Origin of the sequence: Albimonas pacifica (genome assembly GCF_900113695.1) — a bacterium.
GTDB classification, from domain to species: Bacteria; Pseudomonadota; Alphaproteobacteria; order Rhodobacterales; family Rhodobacteraceae; genus Albimonas; species Albimonas pacifica.
In genome coordinates, this window is sequence record NZ_FOQH01000012.1 from 100560 (window position 1) to 116723 (window position 16164).

At 72.8% G+C, this 16164-nt stretch carries 14 protein-coding genes; 7 read left to right on the forward strand and 7 right to left on the reverse strand.

The window, feature by feature from the left end; translation table 11 throughout:
- Positions 1–97 precede the first annotated feature (97 nt).
- From BM064_RS23045 to BM064_RS23065, 5 genes are all read left to right on the forward strand, one after another.
- Entirely contained in the window at positions 98–586 is a 489-nt protein-coding gene (locus tag BM064_RS23045; protein WP_092864633.1) for an Lrp/AsnC family transcriptional regulator, read from the forward strand.
- 78 nt (positions 587–664) lie between these two features.
- Complete coding sequence (locus BM064_RS23050) at positions 665–1786, forward strand: NAD(P)/FAD-dependent oxidoreductase (protein WP_092864636.1); 1122 nt, start codon at positions 665–667, stop codon at positions 1784–1786.
- Positions 1787–1948: 162 nt separating this feature from the next.
- Positions 1949–2911, forward strand: coding sequence for a bifunctional helix-turn-helix transcriptional regulator/GNAT family N-acetyltransferase (locus tag BM064_RS23055; RefSeq protein ID WP_177236377.1), 963 nt, complete (start codon positions 1949–1951; stop codon positions 2909–2911).
- A gap of 83 nt (positions 2912–2994) precedes the next feature.
- Positions 2995–3270: a YciI family protein gene (locus BM064_RS23060; RefSeq protein ID WP_092864642.1), complete on the forward strand. Its 276-nt coding sequence runs from the start codon at positions 2995–2997 to the stop codon at positions 3268–3270.
- Positions 3270–3698, forward strand: a complete 429-nt coding sequence (locus BM064_RS23065) for an EVE domain-containing protein (RefSeq protein WP_092864646.1) — start codon at positions 3270–3272, stop codon at positions 3696–3698. Before BM064_RS23060 ends, BM064_RS23065 begins: the two co-directional genes overlap by 1 nt.
- A gap of 78 nt (positions 3699–3776) precedes the next feature.
- On the opposite strand, the gene BM064_RS23070 is transcribed toward BM064_RS23065, so the two are convergent.
- From BM064_RS23070 to gap, 3 genes are all read right to left on the reverse strand, one after another.
- Positions 3777–6167, reverse strand: coding sequence for a DNA topoisomerase IV subunit A (locus tag BM064_RS23070; RefSeq protein WP_092864649.1), 2391 nt, complete (start codon positions 6165–6167; stop codon positions 3777–3779).
- Between the two features lie 149 nt (positions 6168–6316).
- Positions 6317–6946: a GNAT family N-acetyltransferase gene (locus tag BM064_RS23075; RefSeq protein WP_092864653.1), complete on the reverse strand. Its 630-nt coding sequence runs from the start codon at positions 6944–6946 to the stop codon at positions 6317–6319.
- Positions 6947–7103: 157 nt separating this feature from the next.
- Complete coding sequence (gap, locus tag BM064_RS23080) at positions 7104–8105, reverse strand: type I glyceraldehyde-3-phosphate dehydrogenase (RefSeq protein ID WP_092864657.1); 1002 nt, start codon at positions 8103–8105, stop codon at positions 7104–7106.
- A 238-nt stretch (positions 8106–8343) separates the two neighbouring features.
- Between gap and BM064_RS23085 the strand changes: the two genes are divergently transcribed.
- Positions 8344–8958 carry a hypothetical protein gene (locus BM064_RS23085; protein ID WP_245779258.1) on the forward strand — a complete coding sequence of 205 codons (615 nt, stop codon included), beginning with the start codon at positions 8344–8346 and terminating at the stop codon, positions 8956–8958.
- A gap of 64 nt (positions 8959–9022) precedes the next feature.
- Positions 9023–11221 (forward strand): methyl-accepting chemotaxis protein, encoded by a 2199-nt coding sequence (locus BM064_RS23090; protein ID WP_092864660.1) that lies wholly within the window; start codon positions 9023–9025, stop codon positions 11219–11221.
- A gap of 362 nt (positions 11222–11583) precedes the next feature.
- Here BM064_RS23090 and BM064_RS23095 read toward each other — a convergent pair whose 3' ends face one another.
- The 4 genes from BM064_RS23095 to BM064_RS23110 form a co-directional block, all read right to left on the reverse strand.
- Complete coding sequence (locus tag BM064_RS23095) at positions 11584–12399, reverse strand: creatininase family protein (RefSeq protein ID WP_092864664.1); 816 nt, start codon at positions 12397–12399, stop codon at positions 11584–11586.
- Between the two features lie 4 nt (positions 12400–12403).
- On the reverse strand, positions 12404–13360 hold the full coding sequence (locus BM064_RS23100; RefSeq protein ID WP_092864667.1) for an isopenicillin N synthase family dioxygenase: 957 nt from the start codon (positions 13358–13360) through the stop codon (positions 12404–12406).
- A 124-nt stretch (positions 13361–13484) separates the two neighbouring features.
- A complete protein-coding gene (locus BM064_RS23105) occupies positions 13485–14891 on the reverse strand; it encodes an FAD-binding oxidoreductase (RefSeq protein ID WP_092864670.1) in 1407 nt (468 codons plus the stop codon).
- Positions 14888–16156: a cytosine deaminase gene (locus BM064_RS23110; RefSeq protein WP_092864734.1), complete on the reverse strand. Its 1269-nt coding sequence runs from the start codon at positions 16154–16156 to the stop codon at positions 14888–14890. Before BM064_RS23110 ends, BM064_RS23105 begins: the two co-directional genes overlap by 4 nt.
- Positions 16157–16164 lie beyond the last annotated feature (8 nt).

Here is a 16164-nt window from a genome sequence, read left to right on the forward strand (position 1 = left end):
GTCGCTTCCGCCTCCGTGGGGTTCGGCCTAGTGTATCGTCGTCGCTCCAGCCGTTTCGGCTTCATTTCCGCATTGCATGGTCGATCGGACTGAAATCATGCCCTCTGACGATCCGTATGAACTTCCGACCCTCGACCGCTTCGACCGCGCGATTCTGCGCGAGCTCTCGGCGCAGGGGCGGCTGTCGATGACCGAGCTCGCCGCGCGGGTCGGCCTGTCGAAAACCCCGGTCGCGGCGCGGGTGCGCCGGCTTGAGGAGGCGGGGGTGATCGCGGGCTACCGCGCCGTCCTCTCGCCGATCCGCCTCGGCCTCGCGCATGTCGCCTTCGTCGAGGTGCGCCTGGCCGACACCCGCGAGGCGGCGCTGCGCGCCTTCAACACCGCCGTCCGGGCGATCCCCGAGGTGGAAGAGTGCCACATGATCGCGGGCGGGTTCGACTATCTCCTCAAGGTGCGCACGCGCGACATCGCGGGCTATCGCGCGGTGCTGGCCGAAAGCATCTCGGCGCTGCCGCACGTGGCCTCCTCCTCGACATATGTCGCGATGGAGGCGGTCAAGGACGACGCCCCGGCCGAAGGGATCTGAGGGGCGGGCGGGCGGCCCTCGGACCCCTGCCGCGTGGCCGTCTTGACGGGTCCCGCGGCCCGGCGCAGGGTCCGGCGCATGAACCAGTCCACGCCTTCGGCGATCGTGGTGGGGGCGGGGGTCGTGGGCCTCTGCACCGCCTGGTCGCTCGCCCGTCGCGGGGCCGCCGTCACGGTGGTCGAGCGCGGGTCCGTCCCCGATCCCCGCGCCGCCTCCTGCGATCATCACCGCATGATCCGGCTCAGCTACGCCGATCCCGGCTACTGCGCCCGGATGACCGAGGCCTATGCCGCCTGGGAGGCGCTGTGGGCGGACCTGCCCGGGCCCCTGACCCGCTACTACCACGAGCGCGGCGTGCTGACCCTGAGCCGCGAGCCCGGCGACTGGGGCGACCGCGCCCGCGCCGCGATGGAGGCCGCGGGCCAGCCCTACGAGCGGCTGGAGCCGGGCGAGCTGGCCGCGCGCTTCCCCCATCTCGAACCCTCGAACGAGGGCTACGGCTTCGTGTCGCGCGGCGGCTGCCTGATGGCGAACCACATCCTCACGGACCTCGCCGAGCGGCTGCGGGGGCAGGGGGCCGCGATCCTCGAGCAGTCGCCCGTGACCGCCATCGACGCGGAGGCGGGCGAGGTCGCGCTCGCCGACGGGCGGCGGCTGACGGCGGACGTGGTGGTGCTGGCCGGCGGCGTGGGCGCCCAGGCGCTGGCGCCGGACCTGCTGCCCGAGCTCTGGGCGCGGCGCACGGTGATCCTCTACGCCGACCCGCCCGCGGACCTGGCCGAGGCCTGGGCCTCCGCCCCCTGCTGGACGGACCTCGGCGGGGAGGAGGACCTGTGGGGCCTGCCGCCGGTGGACGGGCTGCCCCTGAAGCTCGGCTGCGCGATCATGGGGCGCGACCGGCCGGACCCCGAGGACCGCACGATGCGCCCCGAGGAGATCGAGCGGATGCTCGACGTCTACCGCGGCCGGTTCCGCGGCATCGACCGCTTCCAGGTGCGCTGGGGCCAGGCCAACCACTTCACCTGCGCCCCCGGCGACCGCTTCGTGCTGAAGCGGCGGGAGCGGCTGTGGGTGGTCTCGGCCGACTCCGGCCACGGCTTCAAGTTCGGGGCGCTGAGCGGCGAGGACGTGGCCGCCGCGGCGTTGGGCGAGGCGCCCGAGGCCGAGGTCGCCCGCCGCATGGCCGCCCTGCCGGCCTGATCCCGCGCCCGCGCGCCCGGGTCCGCCCGCGCGCCGCCCCCCGGCCCGCCTCCCGCCCGCCCACCCCGGCGCGCCGGGGGGCGGCGCGCGGGCTTGCGTCGGTCGATCGTTGACTCCGTCCACGACTCCCATGATCTTGTCACGGAAATGGGGAGGGACGTCATGACCGACGCGATCGCCGGGACCTGTGCGCCGGACCGCCGCCGCGACCGCGACGCGGTGCGCCGCTTCAACCGCTTCGCCACCGCCTATGCCGGCGCGCTGAACGAGCGGCTGAACGGCTCCGAGTTCTCGCTGGCCGAGGCGCGGGTGCTGTGGGAGCTGCGCCATGCCCAGGCCGCCCCCACCGCCGCCGCGCTGGCCCGGGCGCTGGGGCTGGACCCGGCCTATCTCTCGCGCCTGCTCGCCCGGCTGACCCGGCGCGGGCTGGTCGAGACCGCGCCGGGCGCGGACCGGCGCACCCGCTCGCTGGCGCTCTCGCCCGCGGGGCTGGCGGTCTCGGCGGATCTGGAGGCGGGCTCGGACCGGCTGGCGGACGCCACCCTCGACCGGCTCTCGCCCGAGGACCGCGGCCGGCTGCGCCGGGCGCTGGCGGAGGCGGAGGCGCTGCTCTCCGCCGCCCCTGCGCCCTCGCCCGAGCCGGTGGTGCTGCGCGGCCTGCGCCCGGGCGACATGGGCTGGATCGTGCACCGCCACGGCGCCCTCTACGCCGCCGAATACGGCTGGACCGAGGGCTTCGAGGCCGCCGTCGCCCGCATCGGCGCCGAGTATCTCGAGACCGCCGCCCCCGACACCCACCGCGCCTGGATCGCGGAGCGGGAGGGCGCGATCCTCGGCTCGGTCTTCCTGGTCCCGGGGGGGGCGGGGGCGGGGAAGCTTCGGATGCTCTACCTCGAGCCCGCCGCGCGGGGGATGCGCCTGGGCCGCACCCTGGTGCGCGAGGTGATCCGCGAGGCGCGGGCGCGGGGGCTCGTGCGCCTCGACCTGTGGACCCACGCCTGTCTGAGCGCCGCGCGGGGGATCTACGCCTCGGAAGGGTTCCGGCTCGTCGCCTCGCAGCCCGGCCCCGGCTTCGGCGCGGGGCCGACGGAGGAGGAGACCTGGTCGCTGGACCTGACCGCCTGAGCCGGGCGGAGCGTCCGCCCGACACTGGCGGCCCCCGCCGAAACATGGCATCCCGCATGGCGACCCTGATCCGGAGGACGCCCATGCCCCACATCGTGATCTGCCGCGACAAGCCCGGCGCGCTGGAGCTTCGGCTCGCCACGCGCGAGGCGCATCTCGCCTACATCGCCGACACCGGCGCCGCTGCCTTCGGCGGCCCGATGCTGGGCGAGGACGGCAAGCCCTGCGGCTCGGTCCTGATGCTGACCACCGACGACCGCGCCGAGGCCGAGGCCTGGGCCGCCGCCGATCCCTACGCGCAGGCGGGCCTGTTCGAGACGGTCGAGATCAAGGGCTTCGTGCACGTGGTGGGCAAGTGATGCGCTACTGGCTGTTCAAGTCCGAGCCCAACACCTGGGGATGGGACGACCAGGTGGCGAAGGGCGATGCGGGCGAGCCCTGGGACGGCGTGCGCAACTACCAGGCCCGCAACAACATGCGCGAGATGTCGGTGGGGGACCTCGGCTTCTTCTACCACTCGGTGAACGAGAAGCGGGTGATGGGCGTCGTGGAGGTCATCGCCCCCGCCGCCCCCGATCCCAAGACCGACGATCCCCGCTGGGAATGCGTGACCATCAAGGCGGTGGCCCCGTTCCCCCGCCCGGTGACGCTCGCCGAATGCAAGGACGAGCCGCGGCTCGCCGAGATGTTCCTGGTCAAGAACACCCGCCTCTCCGTCCAGCCGGTGACGGCGGAGGAGTGGAAGGTGGTCTGCGCGATGGGCGGCTACGAGGGCCCGGGCGCCTGACGCCTCGCCCTGCCGGCCGAAGACGAACGCCCGGACCGTCGGTCCGGGCGTTCTGCATTTCGGCGGGGCCTGCCGGCTTCAGCTGAACTTCTTGTCCTGCGGGAAGCCGCGCGGGGCCATGCGGCCGGTTCCGGCGCGCGGGCCGGTCCATTCCTCGAGCTCGGGGTCGAGGACGGTGCGGGTACGCCCGCCGCCCATGGTCCACTGCAGGCCCTCGGCGCGGGTGAAGGTGCGCGCGTCCGAGAGGCCGCCGTCCTTGTACTTCTGCAGCCGCACGCCCTTGCCGCGGGCCATCTCCGGCAGCTCGGCCAGCGGGAACAGCAGCAGCTTGCGGTTGTCGCCGACCACCGCGACCGTGTCGCCCGCGACGGGCGCGCAGACCAGCGCCTTGTGCGGGGCCTTGGCGTTCAGCGCCTGCTTGCCGGCGCGGGTCTGGGCCACGGCCTCGTCCTCGACCAGCACGAAGCCGTCGCCGGCGGTCGAGGCCAGCAGACGTCGCGCGCCGGGCTTGTGGGGGAAGAGGGCGATCATCTCGTCCTCGTTGGGAAGGTCCACCATCAGGCGCACCGGCTCGCCGGTGCCGCGCCCGCCGGGCAGCTTGTCGGCCGCCAGCGTGAAGAAGCGGCCCGAGGAGGAGAACAGCAGGATCTTGTCCGTCGTCTCCGCGTGGAACACGAAGCGGGGCCCGTCGCCGTCCTTGTACTTCACCTCGGCGTCCAGCGCCTGGTGGCCCTTCATCGCCCGGATCCAGCCCATGGCGGAGCAGATCACGGTGATCGGCTCGCGCTCGATCATCGCCTCGGCGGCCAGCACGTCGACCTGCGGCGCGTCGGCGAAGGCGGTGCGGCGGGCGCCGAGCGGATAGGGCTCGTAGCTCGCTTTCAGCGCATCCAGCGCCTCGGGGGTGAAGGCGCCCTTGAAGGCCTTGGGCGCCCCGTATTCGTCGCGGACCTTGCGCAGCTGGTCGGAGATCTGGGACCACTGGGCGTCCTCGGAGCCGAGCAGCTCCAGCAGGCCCTGGCGCTCCGCGTCCAGCGCGTCGCGCTCGTCGCGGATCTCCATCTCTTCCAGCCGGCGCAGGGAGCGCAGGCGCATGTTGAGGATGGCTTCGGCCTGCACCTCGGTCAGGTAGACGCCGGCCGCGGAGCCTTCAGGGTTCCAGGTCCAGTCGGCCTCGCGGATGAACCCCCACTTGGACCAGTCCTCGGCCATCAGCGCGGCCTTGGGCTCGTCCTCGTTGCGGATGATCTCGATCACGCGGTCGAGGTTGAGGAAAGCCACGATGTAGCCGCCCAGCACCTCCAGCCGGCGCTCGATCCGCGAGAGGCGGTGGTTGGAGCGGCGGATCAGCACCTCGCGCCGGTGGTCGAGGAAGGCCCGCAGCACCTCGCGCAGGTCGCAGACTTTTGGAACCTTGCCGTCGATCAGCACGTTCATGTTCAGAGGGAACCGGGTCTCCAGGTCCGTCTGCTTGAACAGCGTCTCCATCAGCACCGCGGGATCGACGTTGCGCGAGCGGGGCTCGAGCACCACGCGCACGTCCTCGGCGCTCTCGTCGCGCACGTCGGCGAGGATCGGGATCTTGCGGGCGTTGATCAGGTCGGCGAGGCGCTCGATCAGGCGGGATTTCTGGACCTGGTAGGGGATCTCGTCGACGACGATCCGCCAGGTCCCGCGGCCCAGGTCCTCCACATGCCAGCGCGCGCGCAGGCGGAAGCCGCCGCGTCCCGTGCGATAGGCGTCGAGGATCGAGGCGCGGCTTTCGACCACCACGCCGCCCGTGGGGAAATCCGGCCCGGGCATCTTCTCGAGCAGGGTCTCGATCTCGGCGTTGGGGTGCTTGATCAGGTGCAGCGCGGCGGACGCCACCTCGCCCGCGTTATGCGGCGGGATCGAGGTCGCCATGCCCACCGCGATGCCCGAGGCGCCGTTGGCCAGCAGGTTGGGGAAGGCGCCGGGCAGGACGACCGGCTCTTCTTCCTCGCCGTCGTAGGTCTGGCGGAGGTCGACGGCGTCCTCGTCCAGCCCCTCCATCATCAGGACGGCGACGGAGGTCAGGCGGGATTCCGTGTAGCGCATCGCGGCGGCGCTATCGCCGTCGACGTTGCCGAAGTTCCCTTGCCCGTCCACCATCGGGTAGCGGACGGCGAAAGTCTGGGCGAGGCGGACCAGCGCGTCGTAGACCGCGGTGTCGCCGTGCGGGTGGTATTTGCCGATCACGTCGCCGACGACGCGGGCGGATTTCTTGTAGCCCTGGTTGGGGTCCATCCTGAGCAGGCGCATGGCCCACAGGATGCGGCGGTGGACGGGCTTCATCCCGTCGCGCGCATCCGGCAGCGCGCGGTGCATGATGGTCGAGAGCGCATACTGAAGGTAGCGCTCGCCCAGGGCGCGGCGCAGCGGCTCGGCGCTGATTGCGCCGCCGCCGTCTCCGCCCCCGATGTCGTCGATGTCGATGTCGTCGGCCATATATGTTGTGTAGCTTGCCGGCGGCTGGCGCGTCCAGCGGACAGATGCGCGCGAGCCGGCCGAAGGGGCGTCGGGACCCGGGGCCTAAGCGCTCGCGCGGCCCGAGGCAACCCGCGGCGCGGCGGCGCCGGGTCCCGGGGGGCGCCGGATCAGCCCGCGGCGGGGGCGTCGGCGGCGCGCTCGGCCGCGTCCAGCCCGCGGCGCATCAGCAGCCACTCGCGCCCCCAGGGGCGCCAGCCGAAGCCCTCGGCCTGCGGGGCGCTGGCGACCACCTCGAAGCCCAGCCGTTCATAGAGGCGCAGCGCCTCCGTGTTGCCGTCGTTGACGATCAGCGAGACGGCCGAGAGCCCCTCGGCCGAGGCGATGCGCACCGCCCCCGCCAGCAGCCGCCGCCCGTGCCCGTTCCCGCGACCGCGCAGGCTGGGCAGGACGGCGAGGTTGCGCACGTACCAGCAGTCGAGCGCCCGGTTCTGCAGCCCCTGGATCGCCGCGCGGATCGGCGGCAGCCCGTCGAGGGGCAGGGCCTCGCGCATCGGCTGGCCGGTCATCGAGGCGACGGCGCCCTGGCCCTCGTCGACCACCAGCGCGCCCGAGGCGATCTCGCCCAGCATCGCCGCAGCGCCCAGCGTCCACGCCTCGCCGCCCGGGCCGGCCTTGGCGGCCCACATGTGCCAGGGGATCCCGCAGCCCGCCTCGTTGGACAGCACCGCGAGGGTCATCGCGTCGGAGGGGCGGGCGAAGCGCAGCGGGGGCGCGAGGTCGAGGTCGAAGATCGGCACGGGCGGCAGGGTCCTGGATGGCGCGGCGGCGACGGGGCGCGGCCGCGCGCGCCGGCGCCCCCAATGCGGAGCGCCGGCCCCGAGGGGCCGGCGCTCGCCAAGCTCAGTATCCGCATCGCGACGGAAAATCCCGCCGCGACAGGCGCTTCCGCCCGGATCAGATCGTCGCGGCCAGCGCCACGGCGGTGTCGGACATGCGGTTGGAGAAGCCCCACTCGTTGTCGTACCAGGTCAGGATGCGGACCATGGTCCCGTCCATCACCTTGGTCTGGTCCATGTGGAACACCGACGAGTGCGGGTCGTGGTTGAAGTCGGACGAGACCAGCGGCTCGAGCGTGTAGCCCAGCACGCCCTTCAGCTCGCCCTCCGCCGCGGCCTTGATCGCGGCGTTGATCTCCTCGGCCGAGGTCGACTTCTTGGCGATGAAGGTCAGGTCCACCACCGAGACGTTGGGCGTCGGCACGCGGATCGCCACGCCGTCCAGCTTGCCGTTCAGCTCGGGCAGCACCAGGCCCACGGCCTTGGCGGCGCCGGTCGAGGTCGGGATCATCGACAGGGCCGCGGCGCGGGCGCGGTAGAGGTCCTTGTGCATCGTGTCCAGCGTCGGCTGGTCGCCGGTGTAGGAGTGGATGGTGGTCATGAACCCCTTCTCGATCCCCACCGCCTTGTCGAGCACGTAGGCGACCGGCGCCAGGCAGTTGGTGGTGCAGGACGCGTTCGAGACGACCTTGTCCTCCCGGGTCAGCGTGCCGTGGTTCACGCCGTAGACGATGGTCTTGTCGGCGCCGCCCGCGGGGGCCGAGACCAGCACCTTCTTCGAGCCGTTCGCGAGATGCGCCGAGGCCTTCTCCTTGTCGGCGAAGATGCCGGTGCACTCCATCGCGATGTCGACGTCGCCCCAGGGCAGGGCCTTGGGATCGCGCTCGGCGGTGACCTTGATCGGGCCGCGGCCCACGTCGATCGTGTCGCCCGACACGGTCACGGTCCCGGGGAAGCGGCCGTGCACGCTGTCGTAGCGGATCAGGTGGGCGTTGGTCTCGACCGGGCCCAGGTCGTTGATGGCGACGACCTCGATGTCGGTGCGGCCGCTCTCGACGATGGCGCGCAGCACGTTGCGCCCGATCCGGCCGAACCCGTTGATGCCAACCTTCACCGTCATGTTCCGATCTCCTCCTGGCGCTGTCGCGAGGCGGCGCGTTCCGGCCGCCATGTGATCCGCGGCCTGTATATAGGGGCGGAACGGCTGACGGAACCGTCGCGGGCGGGCCTTGACGCCGCGGTCGCGATCCGGCGGGCGATTAACCTGACGGTAGCTTCCGCAGGCGAAAAGTCCGCGCGCCGGGCGTGCGGTCCGGCCGCGCCCTTCCCGCCCGACGCGGGCTTTCCGGGAGATCAGAATGAGCCCAGCCGCCCCCGCCACCCGCCCCCTCCGCCGCGTCGCCTCGGGCGCGGCGATCGCCGCGCTGGCGCTGCTGATGTCGGCCGAGGCCGCCTTCCCCGGCGCGTCGGAGTTCGACGCCCGCCTGCGCGCCATGGCGTCCGAGCGGCTCGCGGCCCTCGCGGCCGAGCCGCTGCTGGTGGAGGCCGTGGCGGCCCAGAACGCCGCCGGCAAGCCCGACCAGGCCCGGATCGACGCGCTCGACGCCGAATGGCGCGCGCAGGTCGGCGGCGCCGCCGCGCCGCTGGTCGAGCAGGTGTCGGGCAGGCCCGCCTCCGCCCGCCTGGTCGAGATCCGCGACGCCAGCCAGGGCCTGATCACCGAGGTGATCCTGATGGATCATGTCGGGCTGAACGTCGCGGTGTCCGAGCCGACCTCCGACTACTGGCAGGGGGACGAGGAGAAGTGGTCGCAGACCTACCTCGTCGGCCCCGGCGCCGTGCACGTCTCGGACGTCGAACTCGACGAGAGCACGCAGACCTACCAGTCCCAGGTCTCGCTGACCGTGGTCGACGCCGCCGGCGCCCCGGTGGGCGCGATCACCTTCGGGGTGAACGTCGAGTATCTCGACTAAGCCCCGCCGACCCCTCGCCGGCGGCCGCCCGCCGCCGGCCGCTCCTGACCGCGGAGAACCCTCGATGAGCCCGGCCGCCTCTTCTTCCGCCGCTCGCCCCGCCGCCGCCGGCGCGCCCGCATCCGGCCGGCCGCCCGCCCGCCTGGGGCTGCGCATCGCGCTGGCCGCGGCGCTGGCCGCGGGCCTGCTGACGGCGATCCTCTCGGGCTTCTCGGCCTGGCAGCAGGCGCGGCTGGGGCACTCGGTCTTCGCCTCGGGCGTCGCCCAGATCACCCAGCTCACCGCCTCCGGCCTCGGCGGCGCGGTGCGCTTCGGCAAGGGCGACATCATCGAGGCGGACCTCGTGCGGCTGGCGGAGGCGAACGGCCGCAACCTGGTCGGCGCCGCCGCCTACGGGGGCGACGCGGGCCTGCTCGCCTCCGCCGGCCAGCCGCCCGCGGGCGGCGAGGTCGACGCCGCCGTGCGCCAGGCCATCGCCTCGGGCCTCTCCTGGAGCTCGGCCGACGGGCTTCTGCAGGTCCGCCCCGTCGGCTTCGGCGCCGACCAGGAGACGGTGGGCGCCCTCGCCGTCGGCTGGAGCGCCGCGGCGATTTCCGAGCAGGTCGCCGCCGCCGCCTGGCGCAACGCGCTGCTGGGGCTTGCGATCGGGGGCGCGGTGGCGCTGGTCGCGCTCTGGGCCCTGCACCGCAGCGTGGGCAAACCGCTGACCGCGATGGAGCGCGCCGTCACCCGCCTGCTGAACGGCGAGTCCGAGCGTGTGCCCGGCCAGCGCCGCCGCGACGAGATCGGGGCCCTGGCGCGCGCGATGACCGCGATCCATGCCAAGGGACTGGAGGCCACGCGCCTCAAGCAGGCCGTCGACAGCGCCCAGGTGCTGCTGATGGTGGCCGACGACGAGGACCGCATCACCTACGTCAGCCCCGGCCTGAAGACGGTGCTGAACCGGGTCGCCGGCGCCGTGCGCGAGCGGGTTCCAGGCTTCGACGCCGAGAACCTGGAGGGCATGGATTTCAACGTTTTCCACGCCAGCCGCGCCCATCAGGCAGGGATGCTCAAGTCGCTGACCCGGACCATCGCGACCGACATCCGCCTCGGCGAGCGTCGCCTCGGCCTGACCGTCAGCCCGATCCACGGCGCCGGCGGCAAGCGCCTGGGCACGGTGGTCGAATGGCTCGACCGGACCGAGGATCTGGCGCTGCTCGCCGACATCGACGCCGCCGCCGCGGCCGCCGCGCAGGGCGAGTTCGGCCGCCGGCTGAAGCTGGGCGCCGGCGCGGACGAGAACCTCGACCGCGTCGCCGCCCAGGTGAACCGCATCTGCGAGACGATGGACGCCTTCCTGACCGACGTCGACCGCCCGGTCGCCGCGATGGCCGAGGGCGACCTCTCCCACCGCGTGGGCGAGGACCACGCCGGCCGCTTCGGCCATGTCGCCGTCAGCCTCAACCGCACCATCGACCGGCTCGCCACGCTCGTCGGCGACATCAAGCAGGCCGAGGTGGCGATCCGCCGCTCGATCGAGCAGGTCTCCGGCGGCGCCCGCGACCTCTCCGGGCGGACCGAGGCGCAGGCGTCGGCCATCGAGGAGACCACGGCGACGGTCGAGGAGATCTCGGCCACCATCGCCACCAACGCCGACGGCGCCCGCGACGCCGCCGCCATGGCGCGCGAGGCCCGTGCCCGGGCCCAGCGCGGGCAGGCGGTGGTGGGCGACGCCGTCTCCTCGATGTCCGAGATCGAGGCGAGCTCCGGGCGCATCGGCGACATCACCGCCGTGATCGACGGCATCGCCTTCCAGACCAACCTGCTGGCCCTGAACGCCGCCGTCGAGGCCGCTCGCGCCGGCGAGGCCGGCAAGGGCTTCGCCGTCGTCGCCTCCGAGGTCCGCACGCTCGCCCAGCGCTCGTCCGAGGCCGCGCGCGACATCAAGGAGCTGATCGCGGCCTCGGGCGCCAAGGTGGCCGACGGCGTGCGCCTGGTGAACGCCACCGGCGAGGCGCTGGGCGGGCTGCTGGAGTCGATCTCCGGCATCGCCGGCTCGGTCGAGGACATCGCCCAGGCCAGCCAGGAGCAGGCGACGGGCATGCAGGAGATCACCTCGGCGGTCACCCACATGGACGACGCCACCCAGCGCAACGCCGCGCTGGCCGAGGAATCCGCCCGCGCCGCCGCCGCCCTGCGGGCCGAGTCCGACTCGCTCGCCGAGCTCATCGGCTTCTTCCGCAACGCCGACGCCCGCGCCGCCGCCCACCGCGCCGCCTGACCTCCTGGCCGCGTTCCGCGCCCAGGCCGCCGGCCGCAAAGAACGGCGCCCTCCGAGCGATCGGAGGGCGCCTGTCGTTCTACAGTCGGCGGCGTAGGCCCGCGGCATCAGATCCGGGAGTTCCGCCGGTCGCGCAGGCCGCCCTTCGGGCGGCGATGGCCGGGCGAAGCCCGGCCTCCTCGCCGCCGGCCGAAGGCCGCCAGGCCAGCGGCGATCCAAGCGGGCCGCGACACGACCGGCGCCGCGGTCTCCCCTGTCCCGCGGTCTGGCCTGTCTTGCGGCCCGCCCGGTCTCGCGATCCGGGAGCGCGTCGCGGCGGCGCAGCGCGCTCCCGACGCGGTCCAGCCGGGCCGGTCGTCGGTTCAGGCGCCCGGCGGCGGATCGGCGAAGGCGGCGAAACTGTCGAGGTCGACCGCTTCCACCTCGCGCAGCAGCTCGATGAAGCCCTTCGCCTGGTGCGCGGCGATGGCGGCGCCCTTGTCGGCGGTGGCGGCCGAGGCGTCGCCCACCGTCCCGTCCCGGTTGAGGTCCTTGGCGATCCAGCCGTAGGCGACCGAGCCCGTGGGCCGCAGCCAGCGGAAATTCCCCATGCCCTCGGCGGTCGAGCGGAAATCCTTCGCCTGCTCCATCCGCACCAGCTCCGGGCGGAAATGCAGCATCAGCGAGGTCTCGGCGTCGCCGCCGTGGATGCCGTAGGTCTTTTCGCGCTCGGACAGCATGCCCTCGGGGTGGCCGAAGGCGCCCCATTGGCAGCGCACCGCCAGCATCCCGGCGCGCACCCGCAGCTCGCGCGTCGCGATCGAGATCAGGTCCAGGTTGCCGCCGTGGGAGTTCACGATCACCAGCTTCCGGACGCCGGCGCGGGCCACCGAGAGGCCGATCTCGACCCAGGCGCGCAAGGCCGTCTCGGCGGTGAGGGTCAGCGTGCCGGGGGCGTGGAGGTGCTCGTTCGACTTGCCGACCGCCTGCACGGGCAGGATGCGGATGTCGAGGTCCTCGGGGAGCCGCGCGCAGACCTCGCGCAGCATGCCGAGGTTGATCTCGGTGTCGACGCCCACCGGCAGGTGGGGGCCGTGCTGCTCGATGGCGGCGGTGGGCAGGATGGCGATGGTCTTCGCCGGGTCGATGTCGACGTATTCGGTGGTCGAATAGTCCAGCCAGTGCAGGCGGCGCGTCATCCGCTCAGCTCCGATGCTTGTAGGTGGCGTTCAGGCGCTCGGCCAGGTGCTGCGCGCCGGTGGTGGGCGCGTGGCGGGCCGGGCGATCCGGGCCGGTGCAGGTGGGCAACGCGGCCACCTCCGCGTCCGGGTCGGGGTCGAGGAAGAAGGCGATCGAGAAGCGCTCGGCTTTCGGCGCCAGCACCCGGTGGGGCGTCGAGACGTAGACGTCGTTCGTCCATCGCTCGAGGCAGTCGCCGATGTTCACGACGAAAGCGCCGGGTACCGAGGGCACGTCCAGCCACTCGCCCGTCCCCCGCAGCGCGCGGGGCTGCACCTGCAGGCCCGCCACGCCGTCGGTCGCCAGCAGGGTCACCGAGCCGTAGTCGGAATGGGCGCCTGCCCCGATGCCCTCGCCGCCGGCGGGGTAGCGCAGCAGACGAAGGGTCGCCAGCGGGGCCTGGAACTTGTCGACGAACCAGTCTTCGGGAAGGCCGAGGTCGATCGCAAAAGCCTCGTGCAGCTCGGCCCCGAGGCGCAGGCAGGCGTCGTACCAGCCCAGGCACTCGGCCTTGAAGGTGGGCTCGCCCGCGGGCCACAGGTTCACGCCCCGGAACGGCTTGCCGGCGACGACCTCGGGGTGGTCCGCGCCAAGGTCGAGGCCGACGTTGAACGCCTCCTTGGCGTCGGCGACGCCGGAGGCGGGGTCCAGCGCCTCGACCTGCTGGGCGACGTAGCCGCGGTTGTGGGGGCTGTTGGCGATCGCCACCGCCTCCTTCGCCTCGGCGGGCAGGGCGAAGAAATCGCGGGCGACGGTGAACATCGCCGTGCGCTGGGCGTCGAGGATGCCGGTGTTCTTCAGCAGGAAGAAGCCGGTGTCGCGGCAGGCGCGGCCCAGTTCCCCGGCGAAACCCGCGCGGGCGGCGGCGTCCCCCTCGCGGAAGCGCGAGAAATCCAGGACCGGAATGTCGAAGTCGCTCATCGGGTTCCCTCCCCCTATCGCGCGGGGGCTGCCGCGGGAGACGTCGGCCCCCCGGCGCCCCGGTCACGAGCCGCGGGGGCGGGGCCGCGCCGCCGGGCGCAGCCTCGACCCGCGGCGCCCGGCGTCAGCCGGGCTTCCGCATGCCGGCGTAGTCGTAGACGGTCCTGTAGTCGAAGTCAGGCCGGTCCCAGGTGATCATCTTGCCCGGGTTCAGCAGGCCCTTGGGGTCCGCCTCGCGCTTGAACTGAAGCTGGCGGTCGTCGGCCGCCTGGCGGCCGCCCTCCTCCAGCGTGTAGCGGTGCGGGTTGAAGATCCAGATGCCGAGGTCCTCGTGGATCTTCACGATCTCCTCCAGCCGCTCGTCGGTGGTGTAGCGCACCACGGGCAGGCCGGCGAAGCTCAGCTTGCCGTTCATCCGGATGCCCTCGAGGTGCTGGACCACCTCGTCCCCGAAGGTCTCGCGCAGCAGCTTCACCTGCTCCAGCGCGCCGGGCTGGGTGTAGCGGGCCTGCAGGTAGGTGATCGAGGGATCGACGCGCAGGCCGCGCAGGGTAGTGTGGTTCCACGCATACTCGTAGGCGACGCCGAAAGCCTTCTTCTCCTCGGGCGTCACCTTGTCGGAGCGGTAGATGATCTCCGCCGACTTGGTGCGCGCCGTGAAGGTCATGAAGGCGTCCATGGCGTGGGGCGCGACCATCACGATCACCACCGACTGCTCGCGCCGGATCCGGTTCTTGATCCGCAGGAAGTAGTCGTGGGGCAGGGGGGCGTCGATCGGGGTGATCAGCTTGGTGAGGATGCCGTCCTGGTTGCCCAGGTCCTCGGCCCAGGCCGCGCCCTCCATGAAGTCGTCGAAGCCGACCAGCACGTCGACCCAGTCGTAGGCGGGGGCGAGCGGCAGCTCGATCTCGGTGATGATGCCGTTGGTGCCGTAGGCGTGGGAGACGCGGTGCAGCTCCTCGCCGGTGAATTCCAGGACGCGGGGCTCGGCCTCCATCGTCACGACGCGCAGGCGGATGATGTTGCCGAGATCGCGAAGCTGGCCCCAGCGGACCGAGCCGACGCCGCCCGAGCCGCCGGCGATGAAGCCGCCGACCGTCGCCGTGGCGTAGGTCGAGGAGAACATGCGGATCTCCTGACCGGACTTCTCGATGATCTCCTGGTCCATCTCGCGCAGGATCGCGCCGGGCTGCACGATCACGCGGCCGGGCTGGATGTCGACCACCTTGTTCATGTGGCGCATGTGCAGAACGCAGCCGCCCGAGAGCGGGATCGCCTGGCCGTAGTTGCCGGTGCCGGCGCCGCGGGTGGTGACCGGCACGTCGTGCTCGTAGCAGGTCTTGAGGACCTCGATCACCTCGGCCTCGGACTTCGGCGCGACCACGAAGTCGCCGACCAGGTGGTCGAGGCGGGATTTCAGGATCGGCGAATACCAGAAGAAGTCCCGGCTCTTGGCCTTCACCGAGGCCGGCTTCTCGTCGAGGTCCAGGTGCGCCAGGGCCTCTTTCGCGGCGAGGACGTTGGGGGTCATGCGGGCTCCATCAGGTCGTCGAGCTCGGCGTAGTCGGGCAGGGTCCGGTCGATGGCCCGGCCTGCGCGCAGCACGATGCGGTCGGTCTGGGGGCGCGCGAAGAGCTCGGTCCAGCTCCGCGCGCGCGTGATCACGAGGTCGGCGGGCGCGCCAGCGGCGAGGCTGGGCGCCTCGAAGCCGCAGGCGTGGGCGGGGGCGGTCAGGAACGCCTCGGTCCAGTCGCCGCGCGAGTGGTCGAGATGGGCGATCCGCGTCGCCTCGCGCATCACCTCGATCATGTCGAGGTCGCCGTAGGCGTAGAACGGGTCGCGGGTGTTGTCGGACGCGAAGATCACCGGGATGCCCCGCTCGCGCGCCTCATGCACCAGGGTGACGCCGCGGTTGCGCGGCGTGCGGGCGGCGTGGCGATCCTGCAGATACATGTTGCACATCGCCAGCGAGGTGATCGAGAGGCCGACCTCGGCGCAGAGGTCCAGCGTCGCCAGCGCCTCCGCCTCGTCCTGGGTCGACAGCGAGCAGCAGTGCCCGCAGTTGATCATGCCGGTGTAGCCGGTGCGCTTCGCGGCCAGCGCGATCTCGCGCAGGGTCGCCGACGAAGGGTCCAGCGTCTCGTCCGAATGGAAGTCGGCGTCGAGGCCCAGTTCTCCGGCCGTCTCGAAGAAGATGTCGAGCCGCGCGGCCACGTCGGGGATCGGGTAGGTCACCGTGCCCAGCACGCCGCCCGAGTCCTTCACGGTCTGCGACAGCTTCTTCCAGGCCGCGCCGCCGTCGACCGCGTCGACCCCCACCAGGCACACCGCCTGCAGGTCGATGCAGTCGGCCCAGTCCTCGCGCAGCTCGCGGAACACGGCCCAGGAGATGTCGTCCTGGGGCGCGGACGAATCCAGATGCGTGCGCAGGTTGCGGGTCCCGTGCGCCCAGGCCGAGCGCAGGGAGAAGTCGGCGCGCCGGCGCACGTCCTCGGCCGACCAGCGCGCCGTGCGATCCTCGCCGACCGTGGTCAGGGCGCCCATGAAGGTGCCGTCGGGGTTGGGCGAGCGGGCCCAGATGTGGCCCTTGTCGATATGCGTGTGCGCGTCGGTGAAGCAGGGGAAGACCATGCGGCCGCCCATGTCGACCTCGGCGTCGGCGGGCTCGGTCGGGTCGGCCAGCTTGCCGTCGGCGATGGCGAGGTCGAGGGTGACGAGGTCCCCCTCGCGGCCCAGCAGGCAGGCGGGGGCGCGCAGGTTCGTCAGCCGCAGGCGCGGGGCCTCCGGCAGCTCCATGAAGTCCA